The following is a 15,956-nucleotide window of genomic DNA, read 5'->3' as shown; positions in this document are numbered from 1 at the left end:
ATGTCTATTGATACGCTATCACTAAACAAAACACTGAGGCAAGTCAGCTCAAGATTGCATGCGCAATGGTGGACGAAGCTGAATTTAGAGCCTTGGCAATCCATTCCGGAGCGCAACCCGTTGGTGCGTCAGCGTCTTGATAGTGCCATCCTAAGCCGCGTCGAGTGCCAATCGATTTGGTTAGAAGAGTGCTCAGAGGAAATGAAAAAGTGGCTGCCTGTATTACCAAGGATTTCTCTATTGGCAACAGCTGCCGGACTATTGTCGCAAAACTGCCCAGATTACTTGTGGGATAGCACGTATCGACGAGTCCTATTGCAGACATTTACTCAGACTCAAATTGAACAATTAATCGCACTATGGCCAGCAGGCTCTGAGCCACCAGCATGGTCTGCGAGCAATGTACTGGAACAGGCAGAGCGTTTTAGTACCAGCGCTATTTACTCCATTTGGAAGGATCAACCTTTTTGGTTGCTACTTCGCCTGAGCTTACCAGTGCTCGATACCCCGATAACACTTACTCAGGAGGATACTGAGAAGGTCGAAAGTTGGATATTTAGATTGGAGCGTTTTCTATGAAGCCATTCACTATATCAGTAACACATTGTGAGCTAGATAAGTGTGGCAATACGGTGTCAAAGCAGCAAGTAGATAATGCCATTCGCAGAAATCATTGTGAATTGAAAGCGCGTCAGCGCATTGCCGCCATCGTTCGCCATGCACGTTCGAAAAGAGATGAAGCTCGTCAACAAGCAGAGCACATACTTCAGACAGCTCGTGAAAAATCGGAACAATTGGAAACCGCATGGCGAGAGCAAGCGCAGAAAAAAGCTGTGAGTGAGTCCGTTAGTTGGCTTGTAGACCAAGGCGAACTTGAACGGAGTTTAATAGAAAACCTTACAGGACGCATCCGTCAGCAAGTTCGCAAAGTGCTTGAGCAGTGGTCCACAGAGCAAGACATTTGTCAGTTCTTGGTTAAGAGGATAAGCGACCAAATTGCCTATCAGGTAGATAAAGAAAACCTGACCCTGTTTGTACCACAAGCACACTATTCGAGATTAAAAAAAGAATTTGGTGAGCAGTTGAATGTGCAGATTAAAGCCGAACTTAACCAAGCACAAGCTGAGCTCACGTCTGACTGTCTGGTAATTCGAATCGATCTGGATCAGCAATTACAGATATTGCTTGATTCGTTTTCAAAGGCTTCAGATCAACAGTCAACCGCTTGAGAGAGTTTTGCAATGAGAGTTGAAGGAAACACCAATACTGAATTTCATGCATTTCCGCAAAGTACCGCCTCGGCGGCACCAGCCAATGAGTCTACTGCGACTTTGGCAAGCGCGGCACTAGCCGAAGTAAGGGCGGAAGCTATGGAGGAAACCATGGAGGGGTTAAGCCTTGGACTTAGTAGCATGATGAAGCGTATGAACCTTGCATCAAAAGCACAAGATCCAATGATGAATGGAATAGAGAAGCTGCTTCAACAAATGGATAAGCTAGCACGCCAATCCATAAATCGGATCTCAGAGCAACTATCACAAATGAAAGATGCTTCTCAGATTTTCACTGCGCTAGAAAAATCGGGTTTAGACAAAGGGAAAATGGCACTGGTTTTGACCTCACTGCTTGGTTTCAAAGGTCTAGATCCCGAAATAAAAAAGCAGATTAAGAAACGTCTTATGACTTTGCTCGCCGAGGAAGAAATAGAGCTAGAAATTATCGCTGCGGCACAAGGAATGAATGTTGATAAGAAAGGCTTACGTGCGGTACGCCAACTGTATCAGCATGCGAAACGTGGTGAGAAGGGCTTGGCTCATTGGTTTGAACTCTTGGAGCGCCATGAAAATCGCCGACAATATATTCGAATTCTAATTCGCTCGATGGCGGAGCCCCTTGATGAAGGACAGAGAACGGATGATATGACCAAAGTGGTGGCAACCATTAATGATCTTAAACGATTACTACTTTTTCTCACGTTTGAAGACCACTGCGTTTCGCTGGCTAAGGCCATGGCGTTGGAACCGCAATCGGTGATGTCTGCCACGATAGAGCTGTTAGAGCAATCTTGGATTTATCCCGACGCCTTGTCATTGATCATCGGCCGATTAGCGCTGGTGGATGAGCGTCGAGTTATATTTTTACGGCGGTGGAAAGAGCTGATGGCAGTCATGTCAGAAACTTGTTACCGAGATCCCGAACAAAAAGAGCATGTTCAGGAAGCCATGCTGGAACTTTTAGATCAGTGGAATGAATGATCAATCCGTTAAGGGGGAGAAAAACGATGAGTCATGAACTATTGCTAGCTCGTCTTGGCGAAAAATTAGGACTACCGCTGGTCTTTGACCAGTCAAATCAATGTCTTTTGCTTTGGGATGAGCAGCTTATGGTGTCGATTGCACCGAAAAATGACGATTGGGTGCTGAGATGCATGTTGACCAAAGTTGAACCAGAAAATGAAAGGGAGACCTTCAAACAAGCACTAAAGCTCAACCATGAGTTAAACAAGTTGGATAGTGGCTATATTTTCTTTGAGGAGAGCAGTCGTGCGCTCCTGTATCAGGTTGTAATTCAATCTCCTCAAAGCGGTGATGAGATCTTCGAACAACTGACAGAAGTGGTTAATCAATATGACCAATTGCATAGCGAATTTCATCAAGGCTATCCACTCAATAAACATGTCACATCCTTAGGAGGCGTTTGCTATGCCGATTGAATTAAACCAATTTACAGCCAATGTCGACAATAGCCAGCTAGTATTGAGTGATAATGCTTCTGGCGATCCGGTTATCGTCAAATCTCAGTTCAGCTTTGCTGAAAAGGTGATGCAATGGCTAACCCAGATTCCTTTACTAAGTGATCTGAGTGCAGTTCAGGAGTTTGTCCAAAAACAAACCGAGGGAAATCTCAAAACACTGGGCGTGTTCCTGAGTGCGCTTGCGCACGAATACGGTGAAGAGTTTGCTGGGAAGGTAGCAAACAAGATGGATTTTAGTGGCCAGACACCTCTAACATCTCGCTTGGTCAAACAGTTGACACAGGGCTCGGTGAGTGTTGAGAAAAAAGAACCCCAATTAGTTCAGAGAGATAATAGACAGATTCAAGCAGACCGCAAAGCAGTGGAAGACTCAAGGTTACCGACAAGCACACCGATGTCGAAATTGGAACAAGCGGCAAAGTCTATCACTGGTTATTTATGCCCAGCGCCATTGCCTTCGCCAAGCTCTCTCTCTTACATGAGTAGTTTCTTTTACAGCGAAACGGCCACTATGCAACGCCTTCAAAAGGAAGTCTCTGCCTATAATCAGGCAATCAAGACATGTACGCTTGATGCAGAAGCGCATAAGCTAGCTCAGATTTTCCAGAAACCACTTCCGTCTGAAACAGTGACCGTTAGTATTGAGACTTTCTCAGCAAAAGTCGACCAATTAAAGGAGAATTTAGCAAACGTTGAATCGGCTATTGATCAGCTAGCTAATGATCAACAGAACGATGTTAAGCAGTTAAAGCGAGCAATGTTTAAAGAAAATGATAGGCTTGATAAAATAAAATCATTAGCAAATATTTACCGCCAAGCTTGGCAGTCGGAGTCAGAAGATTACAAAGCATTTTCGACCTTTTATGAGACTTGTTCACCTGCACTTAAATCGACGCTTACTCCAGAGTTAGCAAGGTTAAGCTTTGAACTCATTAACAACTCGCCAAGTTTAGATAGTGAAACCTTAGCTAATCGTCTATCAGACAAACTTGTTCAATATGCTTCCGATATGTCGACAGTTAACTTAAGAGTATTGTCGGAAGTGTTAGCCGAAAAAGTGCCCTCATTAGCAGATGATGTGTTTATGCCATTTCCTAAAAAGGAACAAAAGGCGCAACTTGGAGCCATCAATCTGATTAAACAAGCACTTAAGCAAAGCCGTACTGAATTACTGGAAGAACAAAAAGGTATCGAAGCCCGCCTAGACATACCAAGTAAAATCAATCAGCTTCGCCACAGTGCTGCTGTGTTTGCAAAAGAAATGCAGCAGTTTTTTGAGTCGGATTCAACGGTAGAAGATCAATTCTCTGCCACTTTAGCTGCGTTGACAGGCAACGTTTGGTTGGTTGTAAAAGGTGACAACCTACTGCCCGATGAACTGACCGATTACGATGACCTAGATCTTACAGACCAGATCAGAAATGAGCTCGACCAAATCCATATCAGCGACAAAACACGCAAGTTAGCTGAAGACGTTATTCAAGCGCAACATCGTCTCTCTTGGTTAGACAGAGAGAACAGTGTCACTCATGAACGAAATAATCGAGCTGGCATTAATATTTACGCGGATATTGAAAGCAAACAACTGGCTGACAACATAACTCAGAACTTAACGTTGTACGCAGATTATCTCGATGAAAAAGTCAGTGCGGCAAAAGCCTATGTAGCCTCGTTAGATGCTTTAGCGCAGGAAATGATTTGTGACGGCGTAACTAAACAATTAATCGTTATGCGATCAGAGGCCGAGCGACAACTCACAAGACTGACTAACCTCGCAGAACAGTGTGGGACTGTACAGATGGCGCAAGATACGAAAGTGTTGCTGGGCAATAAGCTAGCACGTCTAGATACCATGTTAGATCGAACTGTCGACGCCAACACCAAACGGCTTAACCTGCAGGGATTTTTGTCTTTCTTATCGCCTTTGAGAGCCAACAATGACCAGGTACGAGCACTCATACTGGAGCGTGAAGAACTACAACTTGAGTTGAATAAGCAAGAAAATTATGTGGTTGATCTACATGGTAAAAACTGGAGAAATCAACCTCATATATCGTCAGAAAAAGAAGTGAAAACGTTGAAGCGCCTTGAGTTGAGTATGGCGTCTTTAGTGCAAGACATCGAACTGCTTGATGACGAATACGAAAAGTCCATGTTGGAACTGACTCGCTTTGATCGCGAAGTGATAAAGGAAAAAGGTTACCCTGGTGTCAGCGGCAACAGTTTAGAATCCTGGTCTGCCTGGGTAAAACAGAATGTAGCTGGCCATTGGTCTGGCGATTATCGTCCAGATTTAAGTACTCTAATTCTGGAACGTCAAATGGCGAAAGTCGGTATACAAAGCTATACCGAGGCTTATCAAAAGCTTTATTCTACTTTGACGTCTGGTGAAGTAAGCTCGAACTATCAGGGTGTTATGAACACACTCGGACAATTGCATAATTGGGCCATGGCACATCCTGTGGAATCACAAGCGCTAGCGGGTAACCTGACACACGCCTATCAAATAATCAGTTCGAACAGCGGTTGGTTTGGCAACGATCTCGCGGCTATGGCCTCTACAGTGTGGAAAACAGGCAGTGTCGAAAATCAAGTGAAAGATATTCTGCAAGGAAGACGCGAGTTCTTACCTAGTCATGAATCTATGTCTATGACAGCAGAGATGATCGCGTTAATTCATTTGGCGCAATGTGCGCCATACATTGCTGGTGCCGTGAAGGGGGCCTCCGGAAGTGGTGTTATCGCAACTGGAGCCAGTCAACTCGTCGCGGCGCTCGTTCCAGGGGCCCCACTAATGAAGCCGATGGCGAGTATGATAGGTGGCCTGGTCCAAACCTGGTCGGAACGCAAAATGGCCAACGTTGTAAACCGAAATCGGTCAACTGAAGTAATGGTCAATGCTTTGATGGCTGGTATCCATAAGCAAGGCAGTTTTAATGACCGCGCAAAAGCTATCGCGTCTTATGCGATGCAACGCCAGGCTCTTCAAGACATCGGCACCTTGTCCAGAGATTGCTTCGAAACCAGCAAAGCGGGTGCGATGAGCCGAATGTGGCAGGATGCAAAAAATACATGGCAAGAAATGAACTGGAAAGCTAAGAGCTTTACCGTTGCAACGACCGCCGCCGTTTCTATTGGTGCCGCGGCAATAGCAGCACTTAGTGTTATTGCCATCGTCGGAACAGGAGGGATTGCTATTGCAATTGCGGCGATTGCTGGCGCCTGCGCGACACCACTGGGTGCTCTTCTTGCCAGAACCGCGCTAAATTTGATTGCTTCAACGAATTTTCTTGGCATGAATGACGCGCATAACAGAGCAAAAGAAAACATGACTCAACAACGTATCGATGAAGCGTTGCAACGGCTTGCAAATAAAACCAAAGACGATCAGCGTTTGGGAGATTTACTTGGTGACTCACTCAAAGATGCGGGACAATTGATTCAGCTGAATCATCTACCAGAGGATCAGCAAGAAACGTCATTTCGCTATCAAATCGCGAGTATCGCCTCTGAACGCGAACAGCAGGTGATTGAACAGAATACACTGAGCAAAGCAAAACTTATCGAAACGGCTAAGTCTTATGTTCCGGAATCATTATTAAAGGATGAGAACGGCAATATTGACTGGGAAAACTGTTACCAACAAGTAGAACAAGCGTTAGTCAAACAGACCGCTTAACACATGCCGCCCCGGTTGAATCCGGGGCTTATTTCAGGTGTAGACCTGATACCCCACGCAGCATAATCCCCGCATGATAGAACCATAGGTAATAGATGGGACGGTTATGGATCTGCAAATCACAAGAAACATTGAACAACTGATTGCATTGCTCAGGCTGCCAGCAATTCGAGTTTCGGACATCATAGAAATACACCAACAGCCTTTTGGGCTAAGACTCGAAGTACAAGGGGATCGACTTATGCTGACTTCATGGTTGTTAGCATGTTCGAGCCACAATCTGGAGAATGCTCTCAAGCAAAATCAACCTGAACGTTTCAGCGGATTACCTCAACGTATTTTTCCTATTGGTCAGCAACTGTTTATTAGCGCGTTATGCCCTAAACAGTTTGACGCACATCAGTGGTTTCGTTTGTGTCAGAAGCAACGTCAGTTTCTAACACAGTTAGGTGGAGGAGAGTCGTTATGTCAATCGCAACACGTTGGTTAGCAAAAGTAGCCGGAAGACAAGACATCATACTCAGCGCTATGCTGGTAATCGCCGTATTTATGATGATTCTGCCTTTACCGACCACCTTGGTGGACGTGCTGATCGCCGTGAATCTCGGTATGTCGATTATCCTACTTATGATCGCTATCTATATTCGCGATCCATTGGAGTTTTCCGCATTTCCTTCGATGCTACTAATCACCACCTTATATCGTCTTGCACTCACCATAAGTACCAGTCGTCTGATTTTACTTCAGCATGACGCTGGGGAAATCGTCTATACCTTTGGGGACTTCGTCGTCGGCGGCAATTTAGCTGTTGGTATCATCGTTTTCGCTATTATCACTATTGTTCAGTTTATCGTCATTACTAAAGGTTCGGAGCGCGTTGCTGAGGTCAGCGCCCGTTTCTCGCTTGATGGTATGCCTGGCAAGCAGATGAGTATTGACGGTGACATGCGTGCTGGAATCATTGATGCTAAAGAAGCTAAGCGCCAGCGTTCAGTAGTTCAAAAAGAGAGCCAACTATACGGCGCAATGGATGGCGCGATGAAATTCGTAAAAGGTGACGCGATCGCAAGCGTTATTGTGATCTTAACCAATATCTTCGGGGGTATTGCTGTCGGTGTACTTCAGCACAATATGTCGGCTTCTGAAGCACTAAACACCTACGCTATTTTATCTGTCGGTGATGGACTTATTGCTCAAATACCTTCGTTACTTATTTCTATTACAGCCGGTTTGATCGTCACTCGTGTTCCTGGGGAGACTAAAAATAACCTTGCCAATGAGTTGGTTCAACAAGTTTCACGTCAGCCCTCATCGCTTCAGATGGCAGCGGCAGTAATGTTTGTGTTTGCGGTTATTCCCGGCTTTCCTTGGTTCGTATTTGGACCGCTTGGTTTAGCAGTATTGGGGGCATCTTTCTGGTTAACTCGAAAAGAGAAAAACAACGAAGATCATCAGGGTTTTGTTGCCAGTGAGAATGTCGAAGCTAACGGAGAGCGGGATATGACCCCTGGAGCAGTACCGCTTATGTTGGCAATTGGCCAAGACCTAATGGAAGAGAACCTAAGTAAATCTTTACAAGCTCTCAGGTGGAAACTGTTCGAAAAGCTTGGCCTACCTCTTCCTGAAATTCAGGTGCAGGTATTGCGCAATGGGCGTCGAGATGAGTTCGAATTACTGTTGTACCAAGAACCCGTGATAACGCTCAATGTAACACAGCAACAAATATTGACCCTGACAGATATTGATGGCTTAGAAAGTCAACAAAGCAAACTAGCGTTTAATCAGCAAATTTTGCATTGGCACCCACTCGAAGCATTGGAGACAATTCAACTCAGTGGGCATGACTATTATCAGGGCAATGATATATCCATTCATTTAGTCGAAATGGTTGCCCAACATTACGCCAAAGAATTTTTGGGTGTTCAGGAAACACGTTACCTTATGGACTCAATGGAAATGCGCTATGCGGAGCTAGTCAAAGAGCTGCAACGCTTGCTTCCCGTCAGCAAAGTCACTGAAATTCTCCAGCGTTTAGTTGAAGAAAATATCTCAATTCGGGACTTGAGAACCATTTTCGAAACGCTCGTAGAATGGGCTTCAAAAGAGAAGGACACGATTATGCTGACAGAGTATGTTCGTGTGGCTTTACGCAGACACATTCGCCGGAAATTCACGGCAGCAGAAGGCTGGATCCCAATGTTGATCATTGGAGACAGTATCGAAAATCAAATTCGCGAATCCATTCGTCAGTCGGCGGTTGGCGCATACAGTGCATTAGAGCCAGAAGAAGAACAACACATCATTGCATTGATCAAAGACAAATTGCCTAGCCGGATGCCATGTGTGTTGTTGACTTCATTAGACGTAAGGCGATATCTGAGAAAGATTGTTGAGCCAACTATGCCGATGACACCTGTGTTGTCTTTCCAAGAGATAGGCGATGACGCAAGCATTAAAGTCATCGCGCAAGTTGATACATTAGCGGAGGTGCCAAATGCGATTGCCGGATAAAACAGATTTAATCGAAGCGCTTAATCAACAACTGTTCCCCGAACTGCCTTTGGTGCCAACATTTCGCCGGTTTGGAAAAATTTTGGAAGTCACGTCGACCCTAATTCGTGCCACCTTACCAGGGGCTAGGCAAGGCGAGCTTTGTATGATTGGTCACGACCTTAAAGCAGAAGTGGTGGCCATCAATGGAGAAGAGGCGTGGTTATCCCCATTTCGCTCAACAATTGGTATTGGCACTGACATGCAGGTCGAGCCCATGGGGCATGGGCATAGAGTAATGGTCGGTGATGAATTACTTGGACGTGTCTTGGATGGGTTGGGTCATCCTTTGGATGATAGTACTTGGGTTGGGAAATGGCGAGACAATCACGGCGAAGCCCCCGATCCATTAAAGCGCAAGTTGATCAGCAAGGTGATGCCGACAGGTGTCCGTGCGATTGACTCAACACTTACGTTGGGTATAGGCCAACGGGTTGGCATTTTTGCCGCTGCTGGTGGAGGAAAAAGTACCTTGCTTGGTATGTTGGCTGGTCACTGTGAAGCGGATGTCATCGTGTTGGCTTTGGTCGGGGAACGAGGGAGGGAAGTTCGAGAGTTTATCGAATATTGTCTTCCGCCTGCCGCAAAAGAAAAAACAGTTTTGATCGTCGCGACATCAGATAAGCCGCCTTTGGAACGCATGAAGGCAGCAGTAACAGCCACGACAGTTGCAGAGTATTTTCGAGACCAAGGTAAGAATGTATTACTTATGGTTGATTCATTAACTCGTTTTGCACGGGCTGGCCGTGAAATCGGCCTTGCGGCGGGTGAACCACCCGTAGCTAACGGGTTTCCGCCTAGTGTGTTTGTCCAGCTTGCTGCTCTACTTGAACGAGCTGGCCCTGCACCTGTTGGGAATATTACCGCTATCTACACTGTGCTGGTAGAAGGAGACGATATGAATGAGCCTGTTGCCGACGAAGTTCGCTCAATTCTTGATGGTCACATTGTGTTATCACGCAAGCTAGCTGGCGCAGGACATTATCCAGCCATTGATGTTAATGCTAGTGTAAGCCGCGTTATGGAGCAGATTGTTACCTGCCAACACAAGAATGACGCCAAGCACTTAAGACAATTACTCGCTCTCTATCAGCAAGTACAGTTACTGATCCGTGTAGGGGAGTATCAGCAAGGGCAGGATCCGGCCACTGACGAAGCGATTGCAAAATTTGACTCAATCGAGCGCTTCCTTTGTCAAGGAGCGAACGAGCCGTCATCACTCAGAGATACACTTCAGCAGTTACATCAGCTAAACGGAGGATAGGTGAGTGAAATTATCCAGTCAGGACATTGACCTTATTGAACAACTGCTTCATGTGCGCAAGCGAAAAGAAGAACGATTGCAAGCTCAGTGGAACCAACTCAAAGCGCAACAAGATGAATGCAAGCGTGAAAAGCAAAAATCGTATCAGGAGTGGCTTGTTTCCAGGGAAACACTAGCCAATCCTCTACAAACTGAAGATGTCATGGATCGTCGCCAACTGAGGCAACTCTTGGGAGAGAAGCAGAATCAGTATATGGACGAGCGTTCTAAAGCGGAATCAGTCGATGATTGGCATAAACGAATAGAGCAACTGGAACGCGAAAAATTGGAACTCTGGACTCAGAAAACACGGTTGATACGAGGTCAGGAAAAGCTCAAAGAGGTACTGGATGAGTAACAGAATTGCGCAGATTGAACGTCCTAGATGGCGTGTCGAAAGTGTTGCAGGTCGTCATGAGGCAGATCCTGAACTTAAGCAGCGATTTATGACCCTATTCCACAAACGGCAGAACGTTGATTTACCTACCGATAAGCCGGAGGTTTGTGGGCGAATTCCGTCTTCAATCTTAAATGAACTATCGTCAGTGAATCATGTGGCAACATGGGGAAACGCTGAAATATACAGAGGTCAAAATAGCCTCACATTCAAATTGCTCAACGGCCCCATGTCGGGATTGGAGATCACCGCCCAATGGATGGCACAAGACGTTTTGATCAATTTGAAACCGAAGAATCAAAAACAACGAGACGCCCTGACTCGTATCATGCCGAAAATTAAACATCGTCTGAGTGAATCCACGCTCCAAATGACCATAGAGGTAAATCGTTATGACTGCTCTAATTGAAGTGAATAAGGTGATTGGCGCTGGCTTAGAGAATCAATATTGTCGTATGTCACTACAGAAAGTGGGGGGAGAAGGCCTGTTTTGGTCATATCGAAGTGATTCAAAGAGCGGCATTTGGTGCAGCCATTCGGACTGGAACCATGGTGTTACTGAGATAACCGCGATTGAATCTTTAAGCATGATTGCGGACGATTTGCTACCCACATTGGTTGCTGCCATGTTTTCAGCCGTGAGTATTCCTTTTATCAAAGACATTAACACTCAAAGTGCAGAATGTTGCTTACTCGATGGCATTTATCCCGTGGTTCAATGTCAGGGTTATGAGTTTGTATTGGTAGGTTTTAACGCCACATGGCTAAAGCGCCTGACGACCAATTGGACACGTTTTTCAGGACAAAGTATCAAGGTGGATGTGCCTTTAGTAGCGGGCTACACAACTGATATTGAGTCAATTACTCAAGGTAATGGAGTGTGGCTAAGAGAGGGCCTGAATCCGGATGAGGGCAAAGCGATTTTGTGGTGGGACAAGCCACTGGCAATAGTCCAGTTTGAGGGAGGAGAATCATGGTCTGTAGAGCATGTCTTCGCACCGCACTCATTCTCTGAAGCGGTCAGTTATATCCAGATAGCTTCACTCGAAGTTAATTTGTCCGATTTGCTGCAATTAATGGAGGGGCAAACCATCGAAGCGCCACTGACCTGCGAAACCGCGAGTAAGCTTGTATTCAACAATCAATCCATTGCCGCGGGTGAACTCTTAGTCAGCCAGGATGGTGTGCTTTTCTACACGAATGATACGATTACTCGAGCGGCGTGATACTAAGGATATTGGGAAGCTCAGCCGATTTGTAGATAAGTTGCTCATGACGAAGTAATACATCAACCAAAGAATAGTGATGCGTTGTAGACGGAGATAACTTCTTTACCGAGCGAACTAAAGAGACTAAAAAAATGGAAGGCAAAGCCTTCCATTTTGGTTCATTACAAACTTAAAGTTTGATTTGCTGTAGAGTCGGTTTCCATCTAGAGTGTGTCGCTTGATCTTCAGGAGTCACAGCCACGTTACGACCATCCAAGATATTCAGCACGTAACGCTTATCGCTGCCATCAACATAGCGGCTAATCAACTTATCATTTTCCCAGAACCATTTTTGGGCAAGATTAGAGCTGCATGACTCAACCGTCAGATTCTTATCTTCGGAAACCGTCAAGCAGCGATCTGGTGCAACACGGCTGCGGTAGCGCTCATTGCTATCTAGTCCCCAAGTCTGATTCCAGCTTCCATGACAGCTCCAGCCATCAACTTGACCGCCCTCAGCTTTCTGATCACCATTGATGCCATAGACGTCCAGACATAGGTCGTTATTGCTCAATGACTGCAAGGTCACATGAGCTTCTGCTTCAAAGAGTGGGTGGCTCCAATCTATACGAACCGTTCGTGGAATTGACCATCCCGTTGTCGCCCAACCACCTGGGCCATAGACCGAGAACAGTGCTGATGGGATAACATCACCATAACGGGCTTTAGCGACAAACTTAGCGCCAATTTCAAAATCCGTAGTTCCGTTCTGAGAAACAGGAGCTTCATAAATAACGTCATAGTTGGGCTTGAAGTTAGCGTAAGAAATTGGGTTGAATTTCGATTTATCGAAAACCCAGCCGCTTCCCCAGTGTGCTGAAGTAAAGTAGCAGCCAAGCTCTTCACGGCGGAGTTCTTCGCACTCATCAAACTCACGCTCAAATGCAATGTTAAAATCACTTAATGAAGAACGGTTGTTGACACGATAGTCTTTGGTATCAAACACCAGTGTTTTTTCGTTCTTATAGCTGAATGAACCACTCACTTCTGCACTGACTTTAGGGCCATCTTTGCCCACTTCTGCGCCAGCTGAGCCATTAATACCGATCGAGTAGCCATGTGTATCGCGGTGCTGGTAGTTTTTATTTTCGTTATGAGGAAAGTCACTGACTTTCTTAGGAACGTAACCTGATACAGGTTTTACCCACAGTTCATAGCTGCTCGCAAATGGTCCAATGTAGGTGCGGCGATTCGCCCAACTTTGGAACCAGCTATGATCTTGCTGAAGATCATCGACGAGATGGAAACCCGTTCCAGCCTTGTCCGCCTCAACAGTGAAACGTACGATCTTAGCGTCAGGTGTAAAACCCTGTGAAGTGGAAGACTGGACAGAACGCATCTGTGAAACGTTGACTCGAATATCAACAGAGGCACCAGCATTACACCAATCTCGCTTTGTGTCGAAGTCTTTGCTTGTATATAGATTACACGTTAGCTTTGAGCTGGTGATATAATAAACTTTTTCAACAACAGGGACGTATTCATCCGCGAACGCATTGATAGAAGCCGCAAGCAAAGAAAAAGTGAAAATTGTAGAAGTTTTCATATTATTCACCTCCGAAACCAAGACGATCAAGTGCATGAACTAAAGACTGGTTAATGCTATCCAACTCAGCCGATGGACTGTTCACAGGATCACCATTCTCATCGCGCACATCTGCAACTATGGAGTTGATAATGTTGTCACCTTGATATATCCCTGTAACGACAACAGGCGCATCACTACCAAGCCCTGTTAGCGATTGGCTAAGGTCAATCTTAGCGTCATACCCTGAGACTTGTCTGAGGTCGATGACAACGGTATCTCCTTTGACAACATGGGACTTAGCCAGAGCGATATCATCATCCGAAGCCGTTGCAACATTAATATAGAGTGCATCATTATCGGCCAAATTTCCGTTATACAACTGAGTTGACTGCTGATAGTGCTGAGTGATTGACTGCGAAATTTCACTTTCACTTCCAAGTATCTGAATATCAGCAAATGCATGTGCGGCAAACAAAGAGGAGAGTAGGGCAAGTGTCCCTAACACTATAGTTTTGTTATTGTGCATACAAAGATCCTCGTAAAGAGTTATTACTTAATAACAATTCAAACGTCAGTTAACTTTCCATGATATTTTGATGTCATCCTTGAGCGAGAATAAATACCACTTGGAATCAAGCTATATCCCAAATCAATCCCCGTTCCCTATGTATTAACATGATAAATACATTCCTGAGAAGAGATTTTTTAGACGATTTGTTTGAATTCTTATATGATTACACCAGCACAAAGTGTGATCTTGAGTCAATTCAATCCCAGTGCAAAAACACCTTCACCTTGATCAAAAATAATACAAATTATGTCTCATTAATGATCTAATTGTTTTTTTTGTTATTATTTTTGGTTCGATAAAGATATGAAAATAAAAATAGAGAAAATCAAAAATATAGTTATAAGTATATGATTTTAAATGATTTAAAATTCAATCTGTTAAGTGATTTACTCACATAAAGTAAATATTGATTGTACAATGAATCTTAAACATGATTTCATCACCAGATCGTCTCAAAAATGATAATGCCAATACCAATAATAAAGTAATTACTCTAATTAAAATTCATGGTGGATTTTAAATTTTAATCAAAAACCAAAACATAGATCACATAGGTTTCTTATAGGAAACTTTAAATATTTAGGCTACTTTTACCTGCTTTATCTGATTCAATAGTGTGTTTTTAGAACTATTAAATTTTATATGCTATTCAGTTAAAGTTAATATTCAATTGAACTAATTTAATAGAGTCTAATTTAGTAATGTTCATTTAATGTCAATATGGGTTTTTAAGGCGATCAGTTCCCATCAAATTATTGCCTGAACTGGACACGTGGGGAAACGAGAAGGTAGCTTATCAAGACGCGAACTTGGCTGAACGAAGTCCAGCCAAGTTGAGAAACGGTGGTTATTTGTCTGTCACATCATCGCAGTAGAAAGGACCACTAAACTCTAACAGTGCTTGGGGCATATGTATAGATTCCTCCAGTTGTCCAAACTCATATAGAGAGAAAGTTACATCGGCTTTCATAGACTTCATATATTTTTGTTCCCCCCCAAAAATAATAACGGATGGGAACTCAAGAGGATAGAAATCTGCCAAATCAGATTTGGCTTCCATGACCATTTTGTATTTAATTTTGTTCATTTCAACTTTTAGGTAGCCGGCACAAGAATCATATTCACGCTTGACTGACAGATTCCCAATTGCTGGGTAGAAGATAAGATCATAGTTGTCTGAAATGTAGCGTCCAGCCCAAAGCTCTATATTGGAATTACCGATCTTTGCTCCTGTGAACATGTAGTAGAGATCATCGGACAACCCCATGCTATAGACCATGCCAGCACTCGATTCTTTGTCATACCAGCCTTTATCAACCTGAGTATAACCAGTGCCGAATAAAGAGACATTACCATTTGAAAAGCTATACTGAACCGGCGTTCCTACTGTGTAGAGAAACCATTTGCCTCCGACACCGGGCAATTCAGGAATTATCCCAAAAGGGGTCTGTCCGGGGTTTAATCCTCGCCAATAATGAGCATGCTCTCCATCCCAACGCATTGAAAAATGAAAGTCATCGTAGGTGACTTCAAGCGAGTTTTGATTGGCGACAACTATCCCTGGAATTTCATAGTGAAAAAGCGCTGCGTCATCAAAACCTTTCAGGATGAGTTCGTCGCGGAAAATATCGTATTTTACGGTTTGGCCGTTGAGTGGGGTAAAAGCAAGATGCACATAGGCTTTGGGCGTTGGTTGATTAAAATCCGGCGCGATATAGCTCTGGAGACTGATCTTGAAATAACCGACATCCGGTACAGCGATGTTATAGAACCACTGTTCTGCCCAGGTTTTATCTGAGCTTGGCAGGTGTGGTCGAATATCATCTAAGGTAGTGGCAGAAACAGTTGTAGAAAGAGTAAACATCGATACAAGGGTAAATAAAATCGATCTGAGATTCATTATCT

Annotated in this window: 14 protein-coding genes; 11 read left to right on the top strand and 3 right to left on the bottom strand. The window is 44.3% G+C overall.

Annotated elements, in window-relative coordinates; all coding sequences use genetic code 11:
• From TW84_RS00315 to TW84_RS00265, 11 genes are all read left to right on the top strand, one after another.
• A complete protein-coding gene (locus TW84_RS00315) occupies nucleotides 1-579 on the top strand; it encodes a type III secretion system domain-containing protein (RefSeq protein ID WP_045973540.1) in 579 nt (192 codons plus the stop codon).
• Nucleotides 576-1,229, top strand: a complete 654-nt coding sequence (locus TW84_RS00310) for a type III secretion protein (RefSeq protein ID WP_045973538.1) — start codon at nucleotides 576-578, stop codon at nucleotides 1,227-1,229. Before TW84_RS00315 ends, TW84_RS00310 begins: the two co-directional genes overlap by 4 nt.
• A gap of 12 nt (nucleotides 1,230-1,241) precedes the next feature.
• Nucleotides 1,242-2,255 carry an HrpJ domain-containing protein gene (locus tag TW84_RS00305; RefSeq protein ID WP_045973536.1) on the top strand — a complete coding sequence of 338 codons (1,014 nt, stop codon included), beginning with the start codon at nucleotides 1,242-1,244 and terminating at the stop codon, nucleotides 2,253-2,255.
• A 26-nt stretch (nucleotides 2,256-2,281) separates the two neighbouring features.
• Nucleotides 2,282-2,713, top strand: a complete 432-nt coding sequence (gene sicP / locus TW84_RS00300) for a chaperone SicP (RefSeq protein ID WP_045973533.1) — start codon at nucleotides 2,282-2,284, stop codon at nucleotides 2,711-2,713.
• A complete protein-coding gene (locus TW84_RS00295) occupies nucleotides 2,703-6,434 on the top strand; it encodes a type III secretion system effector BopA family protein (protein WP_045973531.1) in 3,732 nt (1,243 codons plus the stop codon). The genes sicP and TW84_RS00295 overlap by 11 nt, the downstream gene beginning before the upstream one ends.
• A gap of 106 nt (nucleotides 6,435-6,540) precedes the next feature.
• Nucleotides 6,541-6,924, top strand: a complete 384-nt coding sequence (locus TW84_RS00290) for a hypothetical protein (protein ID WP_045973529.1) — start codon at nucleotides 6,541-6,543, stop codon at nucleotides 6,922-6,924.
• Nucleotides 6,900-8,945 carry an EscV/YscV/HrcV family type III secretion system export apparatus protein gene (locus tag TW84_RS00285; RefSeq protein WP_045973527.1) on the top strand — a complete coding sequence of 682 codons (2,046 nt, stop codon included), beginning with the start codon at nucleotides 6,900-6,902 and terminating at the stop codon, nucleotides 8,943-8,945. Before TW84_RS00290 ends, TW84_RS00285 begins: the two co-directional genes overlap by 25 nt.
• Complete coding sequence (locus tag TW84_RS00280) at nucleotides 8,929-10,248, top strand: EscN/YscN/HrcN family type III secretion system ATPase (RefSeq protein ID WP_045973525.1); 1,320 nt, start codon at nucleotides 8,929-8,931, stop codon at nucleotides 10,246-10,248. The genes TW84_RS00285 and TW84_RS00280 overlap by 17 nt, the downstream gene beginning before the upstream one ends.
• A gap of 4 nt (nucleotides 10,249-10,252) precedes the next feature.
• Nucleotides 10,253-10,645, top strand: a complete 393-nt coding sequence (locus tag TW84_RS00275; protein ID WP_045973523.1) for a hypothetical protein — start codon at nucleotides 10,253-10,255, stop codon at nucleotides 10,643-10,645.
• A complete protein-coding gene (locus TW84_RS00270) occupies nucleotides 10,638-11,093 on the top strand; it encodes a hypothetical protein (protein ID WP_045973517.1) in 456 nt (151 codons plus the stop codon). The genes TW84_RS00275 and TW84_RS00270 overlap by 8 nt, the downstream gene beginning before the upstream one ends.
• The gene (locus TW84_RS00265) at nucleotides 11,077-11,910 is read left to right on the top strand and encodes a hypothetical protein (protein WP_045973515.1); all 834 of its coding nucleotides are present in this window, start codon (nucleotides 11,077-11,079) and stop codon (nucleotides 11,908-11,910) included. The genes TW84_RS00270 and TW84_RS00265 overlap by 17 nt, the downstream gene beginning before the upstream one ends.
• A gap of 172 nt (nucleotides 11,911-12,082) precedes the next feature.
• Here the strand turns inward: TW84_RS00265 and TW84_RS00260 are convergent, their stop codons facing one another.
• The 3 genes from TW84_RS00260 to TW84_RS00250 form a co-directional block, all read right to left on the bottom strand.
• Nucleotides 12,083-13,498, bottom strand: a complete 1,416-nt coding sequence (locus TW84_RS00260; RefSeq protein ID WP_045973513.1) for a leukocidin family pore-forming toxin — start codon at nucleotides 13,496-13,498, stop codon at nucleotides 12,083-12,085.
• Between the two features lies 1 nt (nucleotide 13,499).
• Nucleotides 13,500-14,006 (bottom strand): hypothetical protein, encoded by a 507-nt coding sequence (locus TW84_RS00255; RefSeq protein WP_045973511.1) that lies wholly within the window; start codon nucleotides 14,004-14,006, stop codon nucleotides 13,500-13,502.
• 892 nt (nucleotides 14,007-14,898) lie between these two features.
• Nucleotides 14,899-15,951 (bottom strand): hypothetical protein, encoded by a 1,053-nt coding sequence (locus TW84_RS00250; RefSeq protein ID WP_045973509.1) that lies wholly within the window; start codon nucleotides 15,949-15,951, stop codon nucleotides 14,899-14,901.
• Nucleotides 15,952-15,956 lie beyond the last annotated feature (5 nt).

It is taken from the genome of Vibrio neptunius (genome assembly GCF_000967495.1).
GTDB lineage: Bacteria > Pseudomonadota > Gammaproteobacteria > Enterobacterales > Vibrionaceae > Vibrio > Vibrio neptunius.
This window is presented reverse-complemented; position numbering and strand designations above follow the sequence as displayed.